The sequence below is a fragment of the Pantoea phyllosphaerae genome, assembly GCF_051025595.1.
GTDB lineage: Bacteria > Pseudomonadota > Gammaproteobacteria > Enterobacterales > Enterobacteriaceae > Pantoea.
Genome location: NZ_JBPFDE010000012.1, coordinates 46,622 through 68,802 on the forward strand (window position 1 = coordinate 46,622; position 22,181 = coordinate 68,802).

The following is a 22,181-nucleotide window of genomic DNA, read 5'->3' on the forward strand; positions in this document are numbered from 1 at the left end:
CGGATTCGTTAACTGAATGCAAGCGAACCTGTAAGAGAGGCTTAACAAAAGCGAGTGTAATCACACTCCTGCTCCTGTTTCAGATTTACCCTGGCCTCTCCACCCTCATTATCCTCCCCGCTGAATTTCATGCAGGAGGAGGAGCGCCCGAAAGGCGGAGGGCACACTAGCGTGCATACCTTTTCGTCCAGACAGGAAGCACCTAATATGAATTCGCCCTCCTTCGACCACGCCCGCTTTACCGCCGCGCTGACGCGCCAGTGGCAACGTTTTGGCCTGCGCGACGCGCAGGAGATGAATCAGCAGCAGTGGTGGCAGGCGCTGAGCGGCGCGCTGGCCGAACTGCTGGCCGAACTGCCTGCGCAGCCCGCAGCCGGGCCGCAGCGCCACGTTAACTATCTCTCTATGGAGTTTCTCACCGGTCGACTGACGGGGAATAACCTGCTTAACCTGGGCTGGCATCAGGCGATCAGCGACGCGCTCGCCGCGCACGGCGTCGCCCTGAGCGAGGTGCTGGAGCGCGAAACCGATCCGGCGCTCGGCAACGGCGGCCTGGGACGGCTGGCGGCCTGTTTTCTCGACGCGATGGCCACCACCGGCCAGCCCGCCATCGGCTATGGCCTGAACTATCAGTACGGCCTGTTTCGCCAGCATTTTGTCGAGGGCGCGCAGCATGAACAGCCCGACGACTGGGGACGCGACCGCTATCCCTGGTTTCGTCACAACGCCGCGCTGACCGTACAGGTTGGCCTGGGCGGTAAGGTGGTGACGGAAGAGGGCCGCCCGCGCTGGGTGCCCGCCTTCCTGCTGCAGGGCGAGGCCTGGGATCTGCCGGTGGTCGGCTATGGCAACGGCATCACCCAGCCGCTGCGCCTCTGGCAGGCGAAACACGCGCACCCGTTTAACCTGCAGCGCTTTAACGACGGCGATTTCCTGCGTGCCGAGCAGCAGGGCATTGAGGCGGAGAAGCTGACGAAGGTGCTCTACCCCAACGACAACCATCAGGCCGGAAAAAAGCTGCGCCTGATGCAGCAATATTTCCAGTGCGCCTGCACGCTGGCCGATATCCTGCGTCGCCACCACCAGGCCGGCCGCACCATCGAGACGCTGCCCGACTATGAGGTGATTCAGCTCAACGATACTCATCCGACGCTGGCGATCCCGGAGCTGCTGCGCCTGCTGCTCGACGAGCATCAGCTCTCCTGGGATGAGGCGTGGCGCATTACCCAGCGCACCTTTGCCTACACCAACCATACGCTGATGCCGGAGGCGCTGGAGTGCTGGAACCTGCGCCTGGTGCGCGCGCTGCTGCCGCGCCATATGATGATTATCAATACGCTGAACGCGCGGCTCAAAAAAGAGGTCGAGGCGCGCTGGCCTGGCAACGAGGCGATCTGGGCGAAGCTGGCGGTAGTGCACAATCAGCAGCTGCGCATGGCGAACCTCTGCGTGGTCAGCGGTTTTGCGGTCAACGGCGTGGCGGCGCTGCACTCCCGGCTGGTGGTGCAGGATCTCTTCCCGGAATACCACGCGCTGTGGCCGGAGAAGTTCCACAACGTCACCAACGGCATTACGCCGCGTCGCTGGATCCAGCAGTGCAACCCGGCGCTGGCCGCGCTGATTGACAAATCGCTGCGCCGTCCCTGGGTCAACGATCTGGAGGCGCTCAGCGATCTGGCGCCGCTGGCGGACGACGCCGCGTTTCGCGCGGAGTATCGCGCCATCAAGCAGCAGAACAAGGCGGCGCTGACGCGCTGGATCGCCGAACAGACCGGCATCCGCGTGCAGCCTGACGCCCTGTTCGACGTGCAGATTAAGCGCCTGCACGAATATAAGCGCCAGCATCTGATGCTGCTGCATATCATCGCCCTGTGGCAGACGCTGGTCAGCGATCCGCAGGCGAACCTGACGCCGCGCGTGATGCTGTTCGGCGCCAAAGCGGCGCCGGGCTACGCGCTGGCGAAAAATATCATTTATGCCATCAATAAGGTGGCAGCCGTGGTTAACGCCGATCCGCGCGTCGGTGACCGCCTTAAAATCGTGTTTATTCCCGACTACAACGTCTCGGTGGCGGAGCGGCTTATTCCTGCCGCCGACCTCTCCGAGCAGATTTCGACGGCGGGCAAAGAGGCGTCCGGCACCGGCAATATGAAGCTGGCGCTCAACGGCGCGCTGACGATTGGCACCCTGGACGGCGCAAACGTAGAGATCGCCCAGCAGGTCGGCGAGGAGAATATCTTTATTTTCGGCCATACCGTTGAGCAGGTGACCGCACTGAAGCAGGCGGGCTATGCGCCCGCGACCTGGCGCAAAAAAGATCCGCAGCTGGATCGGGCGCTGACCGCGCTGGAGGACGGCACCTTTAGCGACGGCGACACCACGGCCTTTGACGCGCTGGTGCGCAGCCTGAGCCCGGCGGGCGGCGATCCTTATCTGGTGCTGGCCGATTTCCGCCACTATCTCAATGCCCAGCAGCAGGTGGAGGCGCTGTGGGCCGATCCCGAGGCCTGGACGCGCGCCGCGATCCTGAACACTGCGCGCTGCGGCATGTTCAGCGCCGACCGCGCCATTCGCGACTATCAGCAACGTATCTGGCAGGCCGCGCGCTGAGGAACGCCATGAAACCAAAAAACCATCTCGATCGCGCCGCAGACGACCTGATTGCGCCCGACTACATTGACGCTCACGGACGGCCGCAGCAGGTTTCCACGCTGACCCGTGAACGCCTGCTGCGGCTGATGCAGCCGCAGAATGCCGATACGTCGCCGCTGCCGCCTGCGGCTATCTTTCGCCAGGGCGAGCCGCTGGCGCTCTCGCCGGTGCTTCTCAGCGCGGCCGACTGGCAGCTGACCAGCGAAGCGGGCCTGTGCTGGTCAGGCCGCTGCGCGGCGGGCGAAATCCTGACGCTGCCGCCGTTACCGGACGGTTACCACCAGCTGACGCTGGAGCATGAGGCACAGCGCTACGGCTGCTGCGTCATCGTCTCGCCGCCGCGCTGCTATGAGCCGCCCACGCTGCTGGCGGGCGAATCGCTGTGGGGCAGCTGCATCCAGCTCTATACGCTGCGATCGGCATCTAACTGGGGCATCGGCGACTTTGGCGATCTGCAGCGAATGATCGACGAAACGGCGCGGCGTGGGGGCGCCTTTGTCGGGCTGAACCCGCTGCACGCCCTCTTTCCCGCCGAACCGGAGAGCGCCAGCCCCTACAGCCCCTCGTCGCGCCGCTGGCTCAATATTCTCTATATCGACGTCAACGCGGTGCCGGACTTTCAGCAGAGCGAGGCAGCGCAGGCCTGGTGGCGTCTTGAGGCAACGCAGCAGGCGCTGCAGGCGGCACGCAACGCGGAATGGGTCGATTATTCTGCCGTAACGCGCCTGAAGCTTGACGGGCTGAGGCTGGCCTGGCAGACGTTTCGACTGCGCGACGCGGAGGATGCGGAGGCGGCGGCGTTTGAGGCCTTTGTCGAGGCGGGTGGCGACAGCCTGCTCAGCCAGGGCCTGTTCGACGCCCTGCATGCCGAGCAACGCCAGCAGGATAGCGACAGCCACGGCTGGCAAAGCTGGCCGGACGCCTTGCAGCATCCCGACAGCGCCGCCGTGCTGGCGTTTCGCATCGAACAGAGCGATGAGGTGCGCTTCTGTCTCTGGCTGCAGTGGCTGGCGGCCCGTCAGTTCTCAGCGTGCTGGCAGCGCTGTCAGCAGCATGAGATGGCGATCGGCCTCTACCGTGACCTGGCGGTAGGCGTGGCGCGCGACGGCGCGGAAACCTGGCGCGAGCGGGAGCTTTACTGCCTGGAGGCGAGCGTCGGCGCGCCGCCCGATATTCTCGGCCCGCTGGGGCAAAACTGGGGGCTGCCGCCGATGGATCCGCAGGTGATGGCGGCGCGCGCGTTTGAGCCCTGGATCGCCCTGCTGCGCGCCAGCATGCAGGATTGCGGCGCGCTGCGTATCGATCATGTGATGGCGCTGCTGCGCCTCTGGTGGATCCCGCAGGGCGAAAGCGCGGCGGAAGGCGCCTATGTGCACTACCCGGTGGACGCGCTGCTGGCGATCCTGGCGCTGGAGAGCCAGCGCCACCGCTGTATGGTGATCGGAGAAGATTTAGGCACCGTCCCGGCGGCGATCGTCGACAAGCTGCGCGATGCGGGCGTCTACTCCTACAAGGTGCTCTATTTCGAGCAGGCGTCGAAGCAGGCGTTCCGCGCGCCGACGCAGTGGCCGCGGCAGGCGATGGCGGTCGCCACCACGCACGATATGCCGACGCTGCGCGGCTGGTGGCGCAGCGACGATCTGCGTCTGGGCAGCAGGCTGGGGCTCTATCCCGATAAAGACGTTCTTGCAGGGCTGTATCGCGACAGGCAGGCGGCGAGGAAAGCGCTGTTGCAGACCCTGCTGCGCAGCGGCGCGCTGCCGAGGCGTCGACGCTTTGAACAGGGCGGCGCGCGTATGACCCGCGCGCTCAGCCAGGCGATGCTGGGCTATCTGGCCGACACGCAGAGCGCGCTGCTCGGCCTGCAGCCGGAAGAGTGGCTGGATATGACGACGCCGGTCAACGTGCCCGGCACCACCGACGCGTACCCTAACTGGCGGCGCAAGCTCAGCGCGACGCTGGAGGAGATGTTCAGCGATCCGGCGGTCGATGCGCTGCTGGCGGCGGTCGATCGCGGCAGGAAGGGAATGAAACAGAAGTGAGACGTCAGCCCGCCATGCGCGGGCTGATGATTATGGACCGCGCTATTTCCATCACCGTCAGGCGATCATTTGCTCCAGTCTTCAAAAACAAGCCCTGGCACGCGCTCAAATTCCCTGACGTTATTGGTAATAAGAATGGCGTCAGCCGCAATAGCGTGCCCGGCAATGGCGGTATCATTCGGGCCAATGGGCCTGCCAATAGCGGTTAGCGCACGCTTGATTTCTGTGGTGGCGTCCACTGCATGGCGATCCCAGGCCAGAATAGCATCCAGGCGCGCGCAGAATGCTTCAACCAGCTCAGCATGGCGAGGCGACGCTTTCTTGCCAACGGCGCCAAACCGCATTTCCGCATAGGTTATCGCCGACACAACAATTCGATGACGGCGTAGTACAGCTTGCTCCAGCCGCATGAGCAGGGCTTCCGGCTGTTCCCGCATAATAAAAGAGCAGATATTTGTATCGAGCATATAGGTTTTAATCACAGCTCAAATCGCCCTTCATCGCTGAAAACGTCTGCACGCTCCGTCATAAAATCGGCGTCAGCCTTTTCTTGCTCGCGAAATGACCCCCAGCTCGGCTTGACGGGTCGCAGGATCAAAGAGTCGCCTTCGCGGATAATCTCCAGTTCGTTTACGCCGTCGAAATCGAGATCGCGCGGCAGGCGAATCGCCCGATTATTACCGTTTTTGAATATTGATACCGTACGCATTTTTTTATCCTCCTGTCCTTGCATATGCTAAGTATATGCAGAGGGAGGGGTGATGTATAGCCGTCCTTCATGCGTTATTTTTCTATGAAAAAAGGTGCGCCGTAGCGCACCAGGTGGGGCAACTCAGCACTGTCGGGGCAGCTTCACCCCTTGCCTTTAACACTGCTGATAAAGGTTTTGCGCGCCGACGTTGAACCCAGGCGTTCTGCCTCGTCCAGCAGCTTGAGGGCTTTGTCGATGTTGCCCTGATCCACCGCCTGACGGATGCTCTGGTTAAAGTAACTTTCGGTGTCGTCCACCAGCGGCGCCGACGGCGCTGCGGGCGCGGTACGTGCCGCCGCCTGCGCAACCGGCTGAGTGCTGCCGACCGTAACCGGCGCCGGACCTGAGGAGCCGAACAGCGGGCCAACCAGGATTGAGGAGGCGGAGCTGGTGGAGACTTTCAGCTTGATTTTGCCGTCCACGCCGTGACGCGCGACCGGATCGGGAATATCGGGCACCGCATGGCCAGTGCCGCGGGCATAGGCTTTCGCCGGATCCACCAGCGTGGTGGTCTGGCTGAGATCCTGTGCGGTAGTGAAGACCAGCAGATAGATTTTTTGCTGGCCCAGCGCCGGCGTCAGCTTCATCACCCCTTCCAGGCGATCGGCGCTCATCACGCCCGGCTGTTGGTAGGTAAAGAAGCGGCTCGGGAACCAGGCGGCGGGACGCAGATTCTCGTCGAGTACCAGCACGTTGGGGGCGAAGACCTGATTGCGCGCCACCTCGCTGCTCAGCGTTACCGTCAGCTCGCCCTGACTGGCGGGCAGGCTAAACGCGGCGACCGGCCCGGTGATGCCGCTGACGTCAAGCTGCGTGCCGCTCTGCGCCAGCGAGACGCTCTGCGGGCGCGAGGTGTCGACGGGCTGCCAGCTCAGGCGCTGCAGGCTCGCGGTCGGGATGGTTGGCGCGGCGGAGAGATCCTGCGGCACCAGGTTGATGTCAGCATGCGCTGGCAGGGCGAGGCTCGTCAGCAGCGCGGCGCTCAGACAAAGCGCGGTAAGGGTTTTCTTTTTCATTTTTATCTTCTCAACAGGCTGTCGGGCAGTCGCTGAAGCAAGGCAATGGCCGCGGCTGCCCAGAAAGCGCCGTGCGCTGAACGCACGGCGGCCGTTTGCGTTACAGATCGGTACGGTTTACCACCAGATTTCCATCTGCGCGCCGAAGCTCCACTCGTCGTTGTCGCCGCGGCTGTTGGTAAAGAGGCCGTTGCCGGTGCTGTCGCGTGAAGCCAGCGAGGTCAGATCGCCCGAGGCGTCTTTGCTGTAGCCCCACTTCTCATCCCATTTGGCGTAGGTGGCGAACAGACGCAGCGCCGGACGCGACCAGATGCTGTCGCCCGCCTGCCACTGCTGAGCGAGGGTGATTTTGTACTGGCCGTTGCGTTCGCTGACCTGCTGCGACTTCACGTTGTCGTAGCCTACTTCCAGCAGCGTGCTCATGATCGGCGTCCATTTGTACATCGGGCGCACGCCGACGGTGTACCACTCGGTGCCGCGGTTGTTGTCCAGATCGGTGTTCTGATACATCGCCACGTACATCAGGTCCCAGCGGTCGGCCAGCGAGATGGCGCCGTGATCGAGGACGCGGTACATGCTGCCGTTATTGTTGATGTTGGTGCCCTGCGGCAGCCCTTTGCCCTGTGAAGTCAGCGCATCGGTGGCGTACTGCAGCACGAACTTGTTGTATCCCTTGAGCATGCTCTGGGTATGCTCCGCCGTAAACATCCAGCCATCTTTCGACGCGCCGTCTTCGATACGGTAGCCGTCGCGCGCGTTGGCGCGGCCATAGTCGACACCCAGCTCCAGCACGCCGTCCGGGTTGGTTTCCAGTCCGGCCAGGCGCACGTCGAAGACGTCGTTGGCGGTGCTGGTGGCGTAATCGCGGATGCGATCGCTGGAGAAGGTATAGGAGCCGCCCGCCTCTGAGGAGCGCGTCGCCGCGAAAGAGAGCTTGCCGAAGCCGAGATCCACATCTTCCAGACCGGCGCCGGGGCCGGAGATATCCCAGTAGTAGAAGTCGATCATATGTACGTCGTGGCGCTGGTAGAAGCGTTTACCGGCCCAGATGGTGGAGCCCGGCAGCGCGTCGATCAGGTTTTTGCCTTTGACGTTCGCCTCGCGGAAGGCGGGGGAGGTCGCCTCCCAGTCATTCTGCTGCGCCACCGAATAGGCGACGTTGGTGTCGAAGTAGAAGCTTTTGTCGCCCTCTTTCCACACTTCCTGGCCCAGCTTCAGCTCGGCGTAAGTTTCGCATTCGTTGCCCAGACGGTATTTGCTTTGCGCGCCGGTGGCCTGAAAGCACTGCTGCTCGCCGCCGCTGCCGGTCCAGCCGATGCCGGAACGGGCGTAGCCGGTAAAGTCGACCGCCATCGACGGGGCGGCGATGGTGCCCGCCGCAATGGCGATAGCGACGGGAAGTTTGCGCAGAGTTATCATTTTCTCTCTCCTGAGGTGATTGCTTTTATTGTTTTGCAGGGCTAAACACCAGGCTCCTGATGCAGCCTGCGACAGGCGCTCCCGTCCTCGCGGAACAGGTGACAGCGCTCCGGTGGCAGGCCAATGCCCATCAGGGCGCCCTCTTCTACCAGCACAACGTCCTCCTGGCGGTACACCAGGTTCTGACGGATAGCGGGGATCTGGATATGGATTTGCGTTTCATTGCCGAGCTGCTCCACCACCTGCACTTCGCCCTCGAGCGTGACGTCGGCGATATCGCTGGAGAGCAGGTGTTCAGGCCGGATGCCTAACGACATATTGCTGCCCACCTGAACGCCTGCGCTCTCGACCGGCAGCCAGATGCGCTGATCGTTGGGCAGGCGGACCTGCACCTGATCGATCGCGGTGGCGGTCACTTTGACGGGCAGGAAATTCATGCGCGGCGAGCCGATAAAACCGGCGACGAAGCGGTTAGCGGGATAGTGATAGAGCTCCAGCGGCCTGCCGACCTGGGCGATGCGCCCGGCATCCAGCACCACGATCTTGTCCGCCAGGGTCATCGCCTCGATCTGATCGTGGGTGACGTAAATCATGGTGCGCTTCAGGCGCTTGTGCAGCCGCGAAATCTCGATGCGCATCTGCACGCGCAGCGCGGCGTCCAGGTTGGAGAGCGGCTCGTCGAGTAAAAAGACGCGCGGCTCGGCGACCAGCGTACGGCCGATCGCCACGCGCTGGCGCTGACCGCCGGAGAGCGCTTTGGGGCGGCGATCGAGCAGATGCGCCAGCTGCAGCACTTCCGCCACCTGATTCACGCGCTGCTGGATCTCGCCGCGCCTGACGCCCGCCAGCTTCAGGCCAAAAGACATATTTTCCGCCACCGACAGATGCGGATAGAGGGCATAGGACTGAAACACCATGCCGATGCCGCGCTCGGCGGGCGGCACCTCGTTCATCCGCTGGCCGCCGATCAGCAGCTCGCCGCGGGTAATGGTCTCCAGACCGGCGATCATGCGCAGTAGCGTGGATTTGCCGCAGCCCGACGGGCCGACGAACACCACAAACTCTCCTTCGCCGATGTCCAGATTGATCTCCTTTGAGACCAGGGTATCGCCCCAGGCCTTGGTGACATTGCGTAACGCGACGCTCGCCATAATGCTTTCCTCTCCGCTTGCTTATTCTTGCCTGCATCGCCGCAGGCAGACTCCGGCGCCCACTATGGGAAAGCTGGCGCGCGCGCGCATCCTCCACCGCAGGCGGTTTAGCTGGGGGATGAGAGAGGAGGAGGAGATCGTCGCGCCTCTCTCCTCAAACGCGGCGATGGGCGGTTTTTTGTGATCGACTGCGCAGAGTCGCGGCGACCGGAGTGTGCGCCAGACCGTGATAACCGCCCGGTTTTGCAACGGGGATCACGGCTTAGCGCTGGCAGGCGTAGAGCGCGGGAGGATGAGAAGCGGCAGCGGATGGTCACAATGTGCGGGAAAACGATTTCCGTTTCCGCTAACAGGATGGAGTTATGACAATGAAAACCGGCGCACGCATTTTTGCCCTTTCCGCCCTTACGGCCATGCTGTTTTCGGCCTCGGCAATCGCAAAGATCGAAGAGGGAAAACTGGTTATCTGGATCAACGGCGATAAGGGCTACAACGGGCTGGCCGAGGTGGGTAAGAAGTTCGAGCAGGATACCGGCATTAAAGTGACGGTTGAGCATCCGGATAAAATGGAAGAGAAGTATCCGCAGGTGGCCGCCACCGGCGACGGCCCGGACATTATCTTCTGGGCGCACGACCGCTTCGGCGGCTATGCCCAGTCCGGGCTGCTGGCGGAGGTCTCGCCGGATAAAAGCTTCCAGGAGAAGCTCTTTCCCTTTACCTGGGACGCGGTGCGCTTCAACGGCAAGCTGATCGGCTATCCGGTCTCGGTCGAATCGCTGTCGCTGATCTACAACAAAGACCTGCTGCCCAACCCGCCGAAAAGCTGGGAAGAGATGGCGGCCGTCGATAAAGAACTGCGCGCCAAAGGCAAGAGCGCCATTATGTTCAACCTGCAGGAACCCTACTTTACCTGGCCGCTGCTGGCGGCGGGCGGCGCTTACGCCTTTAAAAAGAGCGACAGCGGCTACGACGTTAAAGATACCGGCGTAGATAACGCTGGCGCGAAAGCGGGCATGCAGTTCCTGGTCGATCAGGTTAAAGCCAAAACCCTCAACGCCGACACCGATTACTCGATCGCCGAAGCGGCGTTCAATAAAGGCCAGACCGCGATGACCATCAACGGTCCCTGGGCCTGGAGCAATATCGACAAGAGCGGTATCAACTACGGCGTCACGCTGCTGCCGACCCTTAACGGCAAACCGTCGAAAACCTTCGTCGGCGTGCTGAGCGCGGGCATCAACGCCGCCAGCCCGAACAAAGAGCTGGCGAAAGAGTTCCTTGAGAACTATCTGCTGACCGACGCCGGTCTGGACGCGGTGAATAAAGACAAGCCGCTGGGCGCGGTGACGCTGAAATCGTTTCAGCAGACGCTGGAGAAAGATGAACGCATCGCCGCCACCATGAACAACGCGCGCAGCGGCGACATTATGCCGAATATTCCGCAGATGGCAGCCTTCTGGTATGCGATGCGCACCGCCACGCTTAACGCCCTGAGCGGCCGTCAGAGCGTCGATGCCGCCCTGAAAGATGCCCAGGCGCGCCTGAATAAGTAATGCCTCTCCTTAAGCCGGTTCGCGCCGGCTTACCACTGGCTGTTAAGGAACACCGAATCATGTCAGGAAAACCGAAAACAGGCCGCGCGGCCCTGCTGCTGAAGCGCGTTCTCGTCGGGATCTGCTGTCTGCTGGTCGGCTACCTTCTGGTGCTGATGTATGCGCAGGGCGAATATCTCTTTGCGCTGCTGACGCTGATTGTCAGCGCGGCGGGCATCTGGATCTACGCTAACCGGCGCGCCTATGCCTGGCGCTACGTCTATCCTGGTCTCGCCGGGATGGCGCTGTTTGTGCTCTTTCCGCTCGCCTGTACCGTGGCGATCGCCTTTACCAACTACAGCAGCACCAACCAGCTGTCCCAGGCGCGCGCGCAGCAGGTGTTGCTGAGCCGTCAGTATCAGGACGGCGCAGGCATGAACTTCGCGCTTTATCCGGCGGGCGATCGCTGGCAGCTGGTGCTCTCCGCCGACAGTGAGAGCTACGTCTCGCCGCCGTTCGCGTTCGGGGGCGAACAGCAGCTCAGCCTGACCCGCGCCGCGCCGCCGTCAGGCCAGCGGGCCACGCTGAAAGTGGTCACCGGCAACCGCCAGGCGCTCGGTCAACTTCGCGCCCGGCTGCCGGACGGTCGCGAGCTGGTGATGAGCTCGCTGCGGCAGTTCTCCGGCACCCGGCCGCTCTATCAGCTCACCGCCGACCAGCGGCTGAAAAATCAGCAGAGCGGCGAGATCTACCAGGCGAACGATCGAACCGGCTTCTTCCAGCAGGTCAACGCTGACGGCAGCTGGGGCAGCGAGCAGCTCAGCCCGGGCTTTACGGTCGGCGCAGGCTGGAAGAACTTTGTGCGCGTCTTCACCGACGAAGGCATTCAGAAGCCCTTCCTGGCGATTTTCGGCTGGACGCTGATCTTCTCGCTGCTGACCGTAGTGCTGACCGTTGCTGTCGGCATGGTGCTCGCCTGTCTGGTGCAGTGGGAGGCGCTGAAGGGCAAAGCGATTTATCGCGTGATGCTGATCCTGCCCTATGCCGTGCCGGCCTTTATTTCGATACTGATTTTCAAAGGGCTGTTTAACCAGAGCTTCGGCGAGATCAACGTGCTGCTCAACGCGCTGTTCGGCCTTAAGCCCGCCTGGTTTAGCGACCCGCTGCTGGCGCGCGCCATGCTGGTTATCGTCAATACCTGGCTCGGCTATCCCTATATGATGATCCTCTGCATGGGGCTGCTGAAGGCGATTCCGGACGATCTTTATGAGGCCTCGGCGATGGATGGCGCAGGGCCGATGCAGAACTTCTTTTTGATTACCCTGCCGCTGCTGCTGAAGCCGCTGATGCCGCTGATGATCGCCAGCTTCGCCTTTAACTTTAACAACTTCGTGCTGGTGCAGCTGCTGACCAACGGCGGCCCCGATCGCCTCGGCACCACCACGCCGGCGGGCTATACCGACCTGCTGGTGAACTATACGTGGCGCATCGCCTTCGAGGGCGGCGGCGGACAGGACTTTGGTCTGGCGGCGGCAATCGCCACCCTGATCTTCCTGCTGGTGGGCGCGCTGGCGGTGATTAACCTGAAAGCCGTGCGGATGACGTTCGACTAAGGAGGCGTTATGGCTATGGTACAACCTAAATCGCAGAAGCTGCGTCTGCTGCTGACCCATCTGCTGCTGCTGGCGTTTATCGCCGCGATTCTTTTCCCGCTGCTGATGGTGGTGGCGATCTCGCTGCGCGCGGGCAACTTTGCCACCGGCAGCCTGATCCCGGAGCAGATCTCCTGGGAGCACTGGCGGCTGGCGCTGGGCTTCAGCGTGACCCATGCCGATGGCCGCGTCACGCCGCCGCCCTTCCCGGTGCTGCTGTGGCTGTGGAACTCGGTGAAGATTGCCGGCATCAGCGCGCTCGGCATAGTGGCGCTTTCCACCACCTGCGCCTATGCTTTTGCTCGCATGCGCTTCGCCGGACGCGCCAGCCTGTTGAAAGGGATGCTGATTTTTCAGATGTTCCCGGCTGTGCTTTCGCTGGTGGCGCTTTATGCTTTATTCGATCGGCTGGGGCAGTATCTGCCTTTCCTGGGGCTGAATACGCATGGCGGCGTGATTTTCGCCTACCTGGGCGGTATCGCGCTGCACGTCTGGACGATTAAAGGTTATTTCGAAACCATCGACGGCTCGCTGGAAGAGGCGGCCGCGCTGGATGGCGCGACGCCGTGGCAGGCGTTCCGACTGGTGCTCTTGCCGCTTTCGGTGCCGATCCTGGCGGTGGTGTTTATTCTGGCGTTTATCGCCGCGGTAACGGAAGTGCCGGTCGCTTCGCTGCTGCTGCGGGACGTCAACAGCTATACCCTGGCGGTGGGAATGCAGCAGTATCTCAACCCGCAGAACTATCTGTGGGGCGACTTTGCCGCCGCTGCCGTGCTCTCCGCCATCCCGATCACGCTGGTGTTCCTGCTGGCGCAGCGCTGGCTGGTCAGCGGCCTGACGGCGGGCGGCGTTAAGGGCTAATCTCTTCATCATTGCAGTGCCACTGCTTCCTCAATACTAACCATAATTGAGGGTTTTTGGCGGCCTTCGGGCCGCCGTTTTTATTGCTGATGGCGCACGCATCGGGACGTCTCATCGCCGACGCTGTGAAGTAAAGCGGCTTTAAGCATAAAAGTGAGCGGGATAGCGATGAATGCTCCGGAAAGACCCAAAAGCATCTGCCAGAATATCAGCGCGACCATCTGCATCGTCAGTGAGATATTCAACCTGCGCCCCACCAGCAAGGGTTCGAGGATGCATCCCAGCGCAACGCTGATTAGCGTAAGCAGTATGCCGAGCGTCAGCGTTTTCGCTGGGCCAAAAACGATCAGGCTGTAAATCAGCGGGGGGATGGTGGCGAGAATCGATCCAAGAACGGGGATATAATTCATGACAAAGGTTAATCCTGCCCACTCAAGCGTGTAGTTAAAGCCGCTTATTTGAAACAGTCCCCATACCAGCAGGCTATTCACAATCCCCATCAGCGTTCGAATGCCCATATAGTGCGTGACCGTATGGAGGCTGAGGACAAGAGCACGAAAGCGGTGATGAGGTTGCCTCTGCTGGCAGGTGAGCCACTTCTCCAGCGCCGGGGCGTCGCAAAGCATAAACAGCAGCACCAAAAATAACGTGACCGCGTAACTTAGCAGGCCGGAAATTTGTGATGCCAGGCGGGTGATCATCTCGACTAAACGTGGGTAGTCGATCAGCGACAGCAGATTGTCCGGATTCACCTGTATCCCACGATCCTGAAACCAGCGGCAAATCTCCTGCAGCTGATGATTGAGGAGTTGAGGGAGGTGACGACTGAGCTGCAGTGTTTCCGGCACCAGAGCAACCACCTTCATGAGCACCAACATAAACAGCCCCGTCAGCGCCGACAGGATCAGCGCCACTGCCATCACTCTGGGGAGCCCCATGCGCTGGATCAGCTTCACCAGCGGCTCCAGCATGATGGCGATAAAAAATGACAGCAGCAGCTGGGAGAGAACAGGCGCAGTGAGCCAGACAGCCACGATAAATGAGGGGATGACCAGCAGCAGGCCGGCCCAGTCTCGCCTGAAGGCCCCCTGGGCCGAATGAGGCTTAATCACAATGCTGGCCTCCGGTCGCGCGCTTGTTACTGCCCGTATGTAACGCGTCATAAAGCACGGGCAGCATCAGCAGGATAAGAAAAATGGCGCATCCCAGTCCAAACATAATCACCACCGCCATGCTCTGAAAGAATCTGTCGCGCAGCAGAGGGGCCAGGCCAAATACCGTGGTGAACGCCGTCATCACCACCGGAAAACGCGCGACCGCCGAGTCGATGATGGCCGTACGTTTATTTTTCGTTTCCCGCTGACGATTAATCTCCTCGACCAGAACAATGCCGTTTCGAATCATCATCCCGCTCAGGCTCAGCAGGCCAATCAGCGCCATAAAGCCAAAGGGGATGCCGGTTAGCAGAAAACCGAGGGTGACGCCGATAAGGGCCAGCGGGATGGTTAACCAGATAGCCAGTGCATTCCTGACGGAATTAAACATCAGCACCGTAATAATAAACATGGCCAGAAAACCCAGCGGTAAAGCCTTATAGAGCTGCGCTTTGGCCTGCGAAGCGCTCTCGTCGTCGGCGCCCCATGAAAGACGGTAGCCTTGAGGCAAAGGAATAGCCTCAATTTGGGGGCGGATCTGCCTGACGACTTCCGCGGCGGTTTTTCCGCTGGCCAGATCGGGGTCGGCCATCACGGAGAGCGTTCTGATTCGATCGCTGCGCGTAATAACGGCATCGTCCCATTCAAGCATGGTCTTATCGATAAGGTTACTCAGCGGTATATATTGCTGACGCGCCTGGCTCCAGACCAGCATATTATTCAGATGTTCAATATCGAGCCGTTCATTTTCTGGCGTACGAAGCACAACGGGAAGCGCCTGCGTCCCCTCTCGCCAGATCCCGATGGGGATGCCTGAAAAATTCATCCGCAGCGCGTTGTCCAGGTCTTGTTTATTGACGCCCAGCGCCCGCGCGCGCTGCAAATCGATATGTGGTCGAATCACTTTGCCGGGCTCCTGCCAGCTATTACGGATACCCGAGGCAACAGCGGAAGTGCGCAGGATATGCTCGGCCTGCTGGGCTAACTGGCGCAAAACAGAGGGAGAAGGCCCCTGAAAGCGAATTTCGACGGCGCTGTCGCTGGAGGGACCAAACATAATGCGTCTTACATTGACGTTAACGCCAGGATGACTGTGGCTAAGCGTTTCGCGCAGATGGCGGCTCAGTATATTAGCCTGCTCGACAGAAAAGGTGCTCACCATAATTTGAGCATAATTCGGCGATCGACGTTGCGGATTGTAAGTCAGGATAAAACGTAATCCCCCCTGGCCGGTGGTTATCAGCGTGTTATTCACGCCAGTCTGCTGCCGAATTTGCTCTTCAATATGTTTAGCAATCCGTACCGTTTTTTCTGGGTCGCTGTCATTAGGCAGCCATAGATCCACCAGAAAAACCGGCGTCGTAGAGGGGGGAAAAAAACTTTGCCTTACCCAGCTGAAGCCAACCGCTGAGGTGAGCAGTAAGACGGTCGCCACCCCGAGCGTGAGGGTTTTATGGTCCAGCATCCACTCAAGCATCCGGCGATAATATCGTAATATGCTGCCCTCGGCGGGTTTGCTCAGCGCGAGGGTCTCCAGGCTCTCTTTTTCTGATGTCAGCCATTTAATAAAGACTGGCGTCAACGTCAGCGATGTTAACCAGCTGAGCAGCAGAGAGATCAGCAGTACGAAAAACAGTGAACGGCAATACTCTCCGGTCGAGTTTTGCGACAGGCCTACTGGGGCAAAAGCAAGAATAGCGATAATCGTGGCGCCCAGCAGCGGAAGCGCTGAACGCCTGACGTTCCATAAGGTAGCCTGCATAACGGTCTTGTTCAGGCTGCGCCCCGTGCGGATACCCACCACCATTTCAATCGCATTGTCCGCCAGCACGCTGAGGACGATGATCATGGCCCCCAGGGAAACGCGCTGCAATTCCAGACCGGCTAAATTCATGATTAGCAGCGTGCCCAGTACGTTAAGGGTGAGCGAAAGCGCAATCACAATACCGTTCCGCAGCCCCATGATCATCATCAGCGTAGCGACCACAATCACGACGGCCATCAGGAAGTTGATGATGAAGCCTTTCACGGCGTGTTTGACGGCAGCGGACTGATCGTAAAACGGTGTCAGGGTCATTCCGGCAGGCGCGTGGGCCGACAGCCTGTGCATCTCGTCGTTAATCGCCTCGCCCACCTTGACGACATTGACGTCAGGCGCAAAGGCGACGCCCAGCGCGATGGCCGGATGGCCGTTTGAGAAATAGCGATTTTCCGGCTCACTGGTTTCTGCACGAGTCAGCCGGGCAATATCGCCCAGGTAAAGGCTGTGCGAGCTGCCGTGAGACGTCAGAAGAAGATGGTTAAGATCGTCCAGCGTTTGCAGGGCGCCGGTTGGCCGGACAGGCAGTCGCTCCCCCCCTGTCCTGACGCTGTCCGTATTGGTCAGGGCGTTCCGGTCACTGAACAGATTTGCCAGACGCGCCGGGGTCAGCCCGTAGGCAGAAAGCGCAGCAGAGGCGATATCGATATTGACCACTTCTGTAACGTCCCCCGCCATGACAACGTTACTGACGCCGGGGATCCGCATCAATTCTCTGCGTAAATATTCGGCGTAATCACCGAGCTCTCTGAGCGTATAGTGTTCCCCGGAAAGTGAAAAATAGTAGCCATACACATCACCAAAATCATCTCTGACAACCGGCGCTGAGGCCTCGGCAGGCAATCGCCGGGCAGTATCCTGAACGCGGTTGCGCAGCTCATCCCAGATCTGCGGTAGCTGTGAAGAGTGATATTCAGGACGCAGCGTGACGGTAATTTGAGAAAGGCCTGCGTCAGAAACCGAGCGGATTTTATCCACGCTGGGCAGCCGCTGGATAGCATCCTCCAGCGGGCGCGTAACGTTTTCTTCTACCTGCGTGGCGCTGGCACCCGGATAGGCAGTGACCACCAGCGCTGTCTTTATGGTAAAGGCGGGATCTTCCAGACGCGGAATATGCAGAAAAGCCAGCGTGCCGCCTACTGACAGCAACAGGATTACCAGCCAGACCCGAATAGCGTCACTCATGAATTTTTGCAGTATCAGCATTACAGGCCGGGCTCCCGCTGCCATAATCTTACCCGCTGATGTGGCGTCAGCGATGCCACTCCCGCCGTCACGACTTTTTCCCCGACCTGCAAACCCTGGGTAATTTCGATGCCCGCATCCGTCATCTGTCCCAGCACGACATGGCGAGGTTCAACAACGTAACCGCCATCACGCTGCTCAACGACCCAGACCTCTGCTTCATCTGAACGATTTCCTTCCGGACTAAATAACGCACTGCCCGGGATACGAATCGACACGGGGCCAGCAGTTATGCGGTAGAGGGCCGGCGGCAGTCTGACCGCGCCGCTTAGCCCCGCTGCATCTGTCCATTGAGCAGGACGCGGCAGGGTTAATGTCATCTGCCAGGTCAGGCTGCCACGATCGCTGTTGGTGGCATGTTCTTTGTACCAGGCTGGGAAGCTTTTTCCCGGTAACGCATTGAGTTCAACCTGAAAGGGCTGGTGGAGATTTTTGAGATCGAGGGCTTTAATGACGCGTTCTGGCATGCTGAAAATAACATCCAGGGAATCTGTTCGGTTCATTGTCACCACGGGCTGGCCTGCCTGAACAAGGGTGTGATTTTTCGCATGAACTTTTGCTATGACACCCTCAAAAGGCGCTTTAAGCTGCAAATCGCTTACGGCTTCCTGTGCCAGTTTTAGTGCCGCCAGCGCGGTATCCCTTTGCTGACGATGCAGATCCAGCTCAGCCTGAGAAATCAGGTGGCGGCGGGCAAGTTCCGCATAGCGCGCAAACTGACGCTGGGCGACATCGCTGGCGCTGGCGCGCTTATGCAGCAATAACCGCGCTTCCGTGTCGTTCAGAGAGGCGATAACGTCACCTTTTCTCACCCGGCTTCCCTCACGTGGCAGGATCGATTTCAATACGCCGTTTTGTTTAAAAGCGAGATCGGTGACATCGCTGGCAATGATATGTGCCGGAAAGCGTCGATTCGGCAGTAACAGATCGTTTTCAACGGTTATTGTTTTGACGACTACAGGTAAATCGGGGCCTGAACGGGTTTCACGATCGCAGCCGCTCAGGCAACACATCGCCAAAAGGAAAGGTAAATAACGGAAAATCATATTATCTCTCTGTTAATCGCCAGCGATAGCTATCGAATCTTCCTGTCCTGCATGGGTTATGTTCTCTTCCGGGAGACCGTTGCGCGTGGTCCGGGGTCATCCAATGCAATAAGACAGGGTGAGAATTTCAATATTACGTGCGCGTGCAAGGCTTTCGAAAATAGCCGTTCGCGCGGGTGGGGGGTCAGGATTAGCCGCTGCGTAGCGGTTTACCTTTCCTGACAGGGTATATTTTCTCAGTCCAAATGGATGGTAGGGTAATAAGTCGATGCCTTTAAAGCTGCTTTTATTACCGGTAATGTCAGCAATGGTTTTTATTATTTTTTCGGCTTCTTCCTGGCTGTCATTGATATGTGGAATAACCGGGATGCGTATTTTTACCGGAATACGCTGCTCCAGTAACCGGCGCAGGTTTGCCAGGATGACTTTATTACTGACGCCGGTATAGCGTTGATGCAGTCTGTCGCTGGCGAATTTGATATCGAACAATACCAGGCGACTGACCTCACAGCTATGCCATAGCAGCGGCCAGGGGACAAAACCTGAGGTTTCAACTGCGCTGTGAATGCCCTCCTCCTGCGCGCGCAACAGCAGCGCGCGGGAGAATTCAGGCTGCAAGGCCATTTCTCCTCCGCTGAGCGTCATGCCTCCTCCTGAGCTGCGATAGTAGAGCACATCGGCCAGTACCTGACGCATCACCGTATCCACGCTCATCTGGCTGCCAACATGGCGAATGGCCGCAGCCGGGCAGCGATCGCCGGCTGGCCATGATTCGCAGGCGGCTGACCAGGGCGAAGGGTCTGGCATGCGCCCCGGACAACACTGGGTACAGGCTATTGATAGTCGCTGGCAGCGCTCCCGATCAAAAAAGACCTCCGGCTGGGGGTGCCAGCTTTCTGGGTTGGCGCACCAGTCACAGGCCATATGGCAGCCCTTGAGAAACACCACGGTGCGAACGCCGGGTCCATCATGCAGTGAGAAACGCTGAATGTTGAACACTGCGCCAGTGACCGGACGGGATTCAGAATTCACGCAACTGGGTACGGCTGATAATTTCATCCTGAACCTCACGGCTGAGTTCGACAAAAAAGGCGCTGTAGCCAGCTACCCGGATCATCAGGTTGCGATGCGCATCCGGATTGGCTTGTGCATCCAGCAACGTTTGGTTGTCGATATAGCTGAACTGCATCTGTGCATTGCCCAGCAGGCTGGCACTTCTTAACAGCGTAATCAGCCCCTGCTCGCCTTCCGGCGTATCAAGCATGCCGAGCATCAGCTTAAAGTTATGCACCATGCCAATTTCCATCTCCTCGACGTTAATGCGCCCGACGGAATTAATAATGGCGGTAGGGCCGGCATAATCGGTTTGCTGAGAAGGGCTGATGCCATCCGCCAGCGGTGTGCCTGCCAGACGACCACTCGGCAGAGCGCCTGTGGTTAAACCAAACGGCGTGTTATTCGAAATAGAGAGGGTGCCATGGGTAAAAGGGCCGTAGAGCATACGGTACTGCCGGTGTTCCTTTTCAATAAAGCGAATCAGGTCGCGGGCGATGAGATCGACCTCTTCTATGTCGTTACCAAATTTCGCGACATTCAGGCAGGCGGCGCGCAGCGCTTCATGACCGACAAAATTATGCTGTAGCGCACAAGCCATCTCTTGCGGCGAAACCTGTTTCTGACCGTAGACCAGCTCACGCATCACCATCATGGCGTTGACATAATCCGCCATGCCGGTCCAGATGAGCCCCGGACCGTTATTCAGCATCGCCCCTCCCTGCATCACCTCTTTTCCGCTCTCCATGCATCCTTCAATCAGGCAAGAGATAAGAGGCTTGGGCGCCTGCTCCTTGTGCAACACTTGTAGGATCAGCGTGGCCTGAGCCGCGCGCTGGACAATATGACTGAGCTGCTGTCGGACGGCCGCTTCAAAGGCAGCATAGGTATCGAGCGTGGCGATATCGCCGGTAGCGGGCCCCATCTGAGCGCCGCTGGCGGATTTGCCGTTTCTCAGGGCCAGCTCAATAGCGGCAGTAAAGGTGGTGTAGCCTACGGAGGTCCACTGGTAGATCCGCCCGGCGCGCTGCGGCTCTACGCAGCCCATCAGGCAGTAATCGCGGGCATCTTCGTAGTCGAAGCCTTTACGCAGCATCATTTTGATATGGGCGTCATCAAAGTGGCAGGCGGGAAAGCCGATCCCGGCACGGATCACCGCCACAATCTTGCGCATGAATGCCTGTGGAGACTGATTATGAATGCGTACAGCCAGACTCGGCTGATAGAGTTTCAGCTTACGTGAGCAGTCCATTATCATCAGCGTCAGGGGCTGAGTCGCATCGCCTCCTTCGCGTTTCAGTCCGCCCACGACCACATTCACGAAAGGTTGATAACCGGCAAAATACATCGCGGTCGACGCGCTGCAAAGCCACATGCATTCGGACATTTTTATCATCCAGCAGCAGAGAAGTTCTTCCGCTTTTTCCAGAGTGAGCGCGCCTGTGCGTAAATCAGCCTCAAGTAGCGGCCAGAGATACTGGTCAGCGCGGCCAAGCGACATCCCGGTCTGATTCTCTTCCAGCATGAACAGTGAATGCGTTATCCAGATAGCCTGCAATGCTTCATGGAAAGTGGCGGGCGGATGCTCAGGGACACGACGGCAGATGGCTGCCAACTCTTCAAGCTCTGCACGGCGCTGGGGAGAGCGGGTCTGGCGCGCCAGCTCGTCGGCATAATCCGCATAGCGGTGGGCGTACTCCACTACGCCCGTGCAGGTTTCAATCGTGGCCTGATAAAAATGGCGTTTTTCGCGCTCTTCAGGATGGGCGGCAGAGAGGCCATCCAGCGCCTGCCGGGCTTCTGCCCGAATGCCCGCGAACCCTTTCTGAAGCAGAATAATGTCATAGCCGGGACAGCTGTCGCCCCCGCCGTTCTGGGTTTTTATCGACAGATCGCAAATCGCTTCATCCGTGCTCCATTCCCATAACCCTGCGTGGCGCAGCTGTGTTTCCGCCATTTCATCCAGCGAACGCCCCTGCCAGAAGGGGAAAATCTCATCCCGCAGCTCACGCTTCACCTCCTCGCTGATCTGGTAAGGATCCTGAGCACGCGTGGACACCGTATCGAGTTCGTCGGCTACCCAGCGCCAGGCGATTTCCGGCGAAATTTCCCCGCCGCGCGCGCCGCCCGCAGGATGGCTGATGATCAGTTCATCATCTTCAATGACTAATTTTGCTGTCTGACAGGCCCGGCGAAAAGCCATTGCGCGTAAGAGTATTTTAGGCATGCCGGGGTGCTGACGATATATTTCAGTTACGGCACGCGCGCGCGTTGAGGAAATAAACGGACGTGCTTTAAAATATTTTTCCCGAAGGCGTTCTATGCGTGGCGGCAGATGGTTATCTGTGATTTTTTCCATAACCTCTCTCTTTTGAGTGCCACAAAGCGCGATGCGGCAAAGGCCGGGATCATTTTTTATGTGGCGCAATTGTTCCCGATAAATAGCAATCCATAGTGAATTGTTAAAATTAAAGGCGGACTGGTTTTATGCATTGCCTGTTGACGAGGAATACTGTTTCCTGATGACCACGTTGTATATCAGTGCGCTTTCCCTGTCATATAACCAGGGTCACCGTCGGTTACATATTATAAATAATAAAGAGTAAATAGTTATTAAACGCTGACTACCCGTGTCAGCACCTGCTATATTAATTAACACCTCGATTTTACACCTCTCCAAAAAAAGCAGGTGCTATAGCAAGTTGGCCAATATTTTTTAATTTATTTAGTGAGAATGAGCGTTGCGTCTGAGCATGACGCTTTTCTTCTTTCTAACTGAAAATACTCA

At 59.2% G+C, this 22,181-nt stretch carries 15 protein-coding genes; 5 read left to right on the top strand and 10 right to left on the bottom strand.

All coding sequences use genetic code 11. The features are described from left to right. The first annotated feature begins 207 nt into the window (after positions 1–207). Both malP and malQ read left to right on the top strand, forming a co-directional pair. Positions 208–2,610: a maltodextrin phosphorylase gene (gene malP / locus ACR6A7_RS15845; protein ID WP_434125965.1), complete on the top strand. Its 2,403-nt coding sequence runs from the start codon at positions 208–210 to the stop codon at positions 2,608–2,610. An 8-nt stretch (positions 2,611–2,618) separates the two neighbouring features. Next, on the top strand, positions 2,619–4,694 hold the full coding sequence (gene malQ, locus ACR6A7_RS15850; protein WP_434125967.1) for a 4-alpha-glucanotransferase: 2,076 nt from the start codon (positions 2,619–2,621) through the stop codon (positions 4,692–4,694). A gap of 65 nt (positions 4,695–4,759) precedes the next feature. Here the strand turns inward: malQ and ACR6A7_RS15855 are convergent, their stop codons facing one another. The 5 genes from ACR6A7_RS15855 to malK form a co-directional block, all read right to left on the bottom strand. After that, entirely contained in the window at positions 4,760–5,176 is a 417-nt protein-coding gene (locus ACR6A7_RS15855) for a type II toxin-antitoxin system VapC family toxin (protein WP_434125969.1), read from the bottom strand. Continuing rightward, the gene (gene vapB, locus ACR6A7_RS15860) at positions 5,173–5,403 is read right to left on the bottom strand and encodes a type II toxin-antitoxin system VapB family antitoxin (protein ID WP_048782087.1); all 231 of its coding nucleotides are present in this window, start codon (positions 5,401–5,403) and stop codon (positions 5,173–5,175) included. Before vapB ends, ACR6A7_RS15855 begins: the two co-directional genes overlap by 4 nt. A 143-nt stretch (positions 5,404–5,546) precedes the next feature. After that, a complete protein-coding gene (gene malM / locus ACR6A7_RS15865; protein ID WP_434125970.1) occupies positions 5,547–6,461 on the bottom strand; it encodes a maltose operon protein MalM in 915 nt (304 codons plus the stop codon). A gap of 117 nt (positions 6,462–6,578) precedes the next feature. Next, positions 6,579–7,880 carry a maltoporin gene (locus ACR6A7_RS15870; RefSeq protein ID WP_434125971.1) on the bottom strand — a complete coding sequence of 434 codons (1,302 nt, stop codon included), beginning with the start codon at positions 7,878–7,880 and terminating at the stop codon, positions 6,579–6,581. 41 nt (positions 7,881–7,921) lie between these two features. Beyond that, positions 7,922–9,031 carry a maltose/maltodextrin ABC transporter ATP-binding protein MalK gene (malK, locus tag ACR6A7_RS15875; RefSeq protein WP_434125972.1) on the bottom strand — a complete coding sequence of 370 codons (1,110 nt, stop codon included), beginning with the start codon at positions 9,029–9,031 and terminating at the stop codon, positions 7,922–7,924. Between the two features lie 362 nt (positions 9,032–9,393). Here malK and malE point away from each other — a divergent pair, with 362 nt between their 5' ends. From malE to malG, 3 genes are read left to right on the top strand one after another with little or no spacing between them, the layout of a single operon-like run. Beyond that, positions 9,394–10,584, top strand: a complete 1,191-nt coding sequence (malE, locus tag ACR6A7_RS15880; RefSeq protein ID WP_434125974.1) for a maltose/maltodextrin ABC transporter substrate-binding protein MalE — start codon at positions 9,394–9,396, stop codon at positions 10,582–10,584. A 59-nt stretch (positions 10,585–10,643) separates the two neighbouring features. After that, a complete protein-coding gene (gene malF / locus ACR6A7_RS15885; protein WP_434125976.1) occupies positions 10,644–12,176 on the top strand; it encodes a maltose ABC transporter permease MalF in 1,533 nt (510 codons plus the stop codon). A gap of 9 nt (positions 12,177–12,185) precedes the next feature. Further along, a complete protein-coding gene (gene malG, locus ACR6A7_RS15890; protein ID WP_033792433.1) occupies positions 12,186–13,076 on the top strand; it encodes a maltose ABC transporter permease MalG in 891 nt (296 codons plus the stop codon). Positions 13,077–13,156: 80 nt separating this feature from the next. Here malG and ACR6A7_RS15895 read toward each other — a convergent pair whose 3' ends face one another. The 5 genes from ACR6A7_RS15895 to cutC form a co-directional block, all read right to left on the bottom strand. After that, on the bottom strand, positions 13,157–14,239 hold the full coding sequence (locus tag ACR6A7_RS15895; RefSeq protein ID WP_434125977.1) for an AI-2E family transporter: 1,083 nt from the start codon (positions 14,237–14,239) through the stop codon (positions 13,157–13,159). Then, complete coding sequence (locus ACR6A7_RS15900; protein ID WP_434125978.1) at positions 14,181–17,255, bottom strand: efflux RND transporter permease subunit; 3,075 nt, start codon at positions 17,253–17,255, stop codon at positions 14,181–14,183. Before ACR6A7_RS15900 ends, ACR6A7_RS15895 begins: the two co-directional genes overlap by 59 nt. Next, a complete protein-coding gene (locus tag ACR6A7_RS15905; RefSeq protein WP_434125980.1) occupies positions 17,255–18,340 on the bottom strand; it encodes an efflux RND transporter periplasmic adaptor subunit in 1,086 nt (361 codons plus the stop codon). The genes ACR6A7_RS15900 and ACR6A7_RS15905 overlap by 1 nt, the downstream gene beginning before the upstream one ends. A 96-nt stretch (positions 18,341–18,436) precedes the next feature. After that, positions 18,437–19,399 carry a glycyl-radical enzyme activating protein gene (locus ACR6A7_RS15910; protein ID WP_434125982.1) on the bottom strand — a complete coding sequence of 321 codons (963 nt, stop codon included), beginning with the start codon at positions 19,397–19,399 and terminating at the stop codon, positions 18,437–18,439. Next, the gene (gene cutC / locus ACR6A7_RS15915) at positions 19,362–21,752 is read right to left on the bottom strand and encodes a choline trimethylamine-lyase (RefSeq protein WP_434125983.1); all 2,391 of its coding nucleotides are present in this window, start codon (positions 21,750–21,752) and stop codon (positions 19,362–19,364) included. Before cutC ends, ACR6A7_RS15910 begins: the two co-directional genes overlap by 38 nt. Positions 21,753–22,181: the final 429 nt, after the last annotated feature.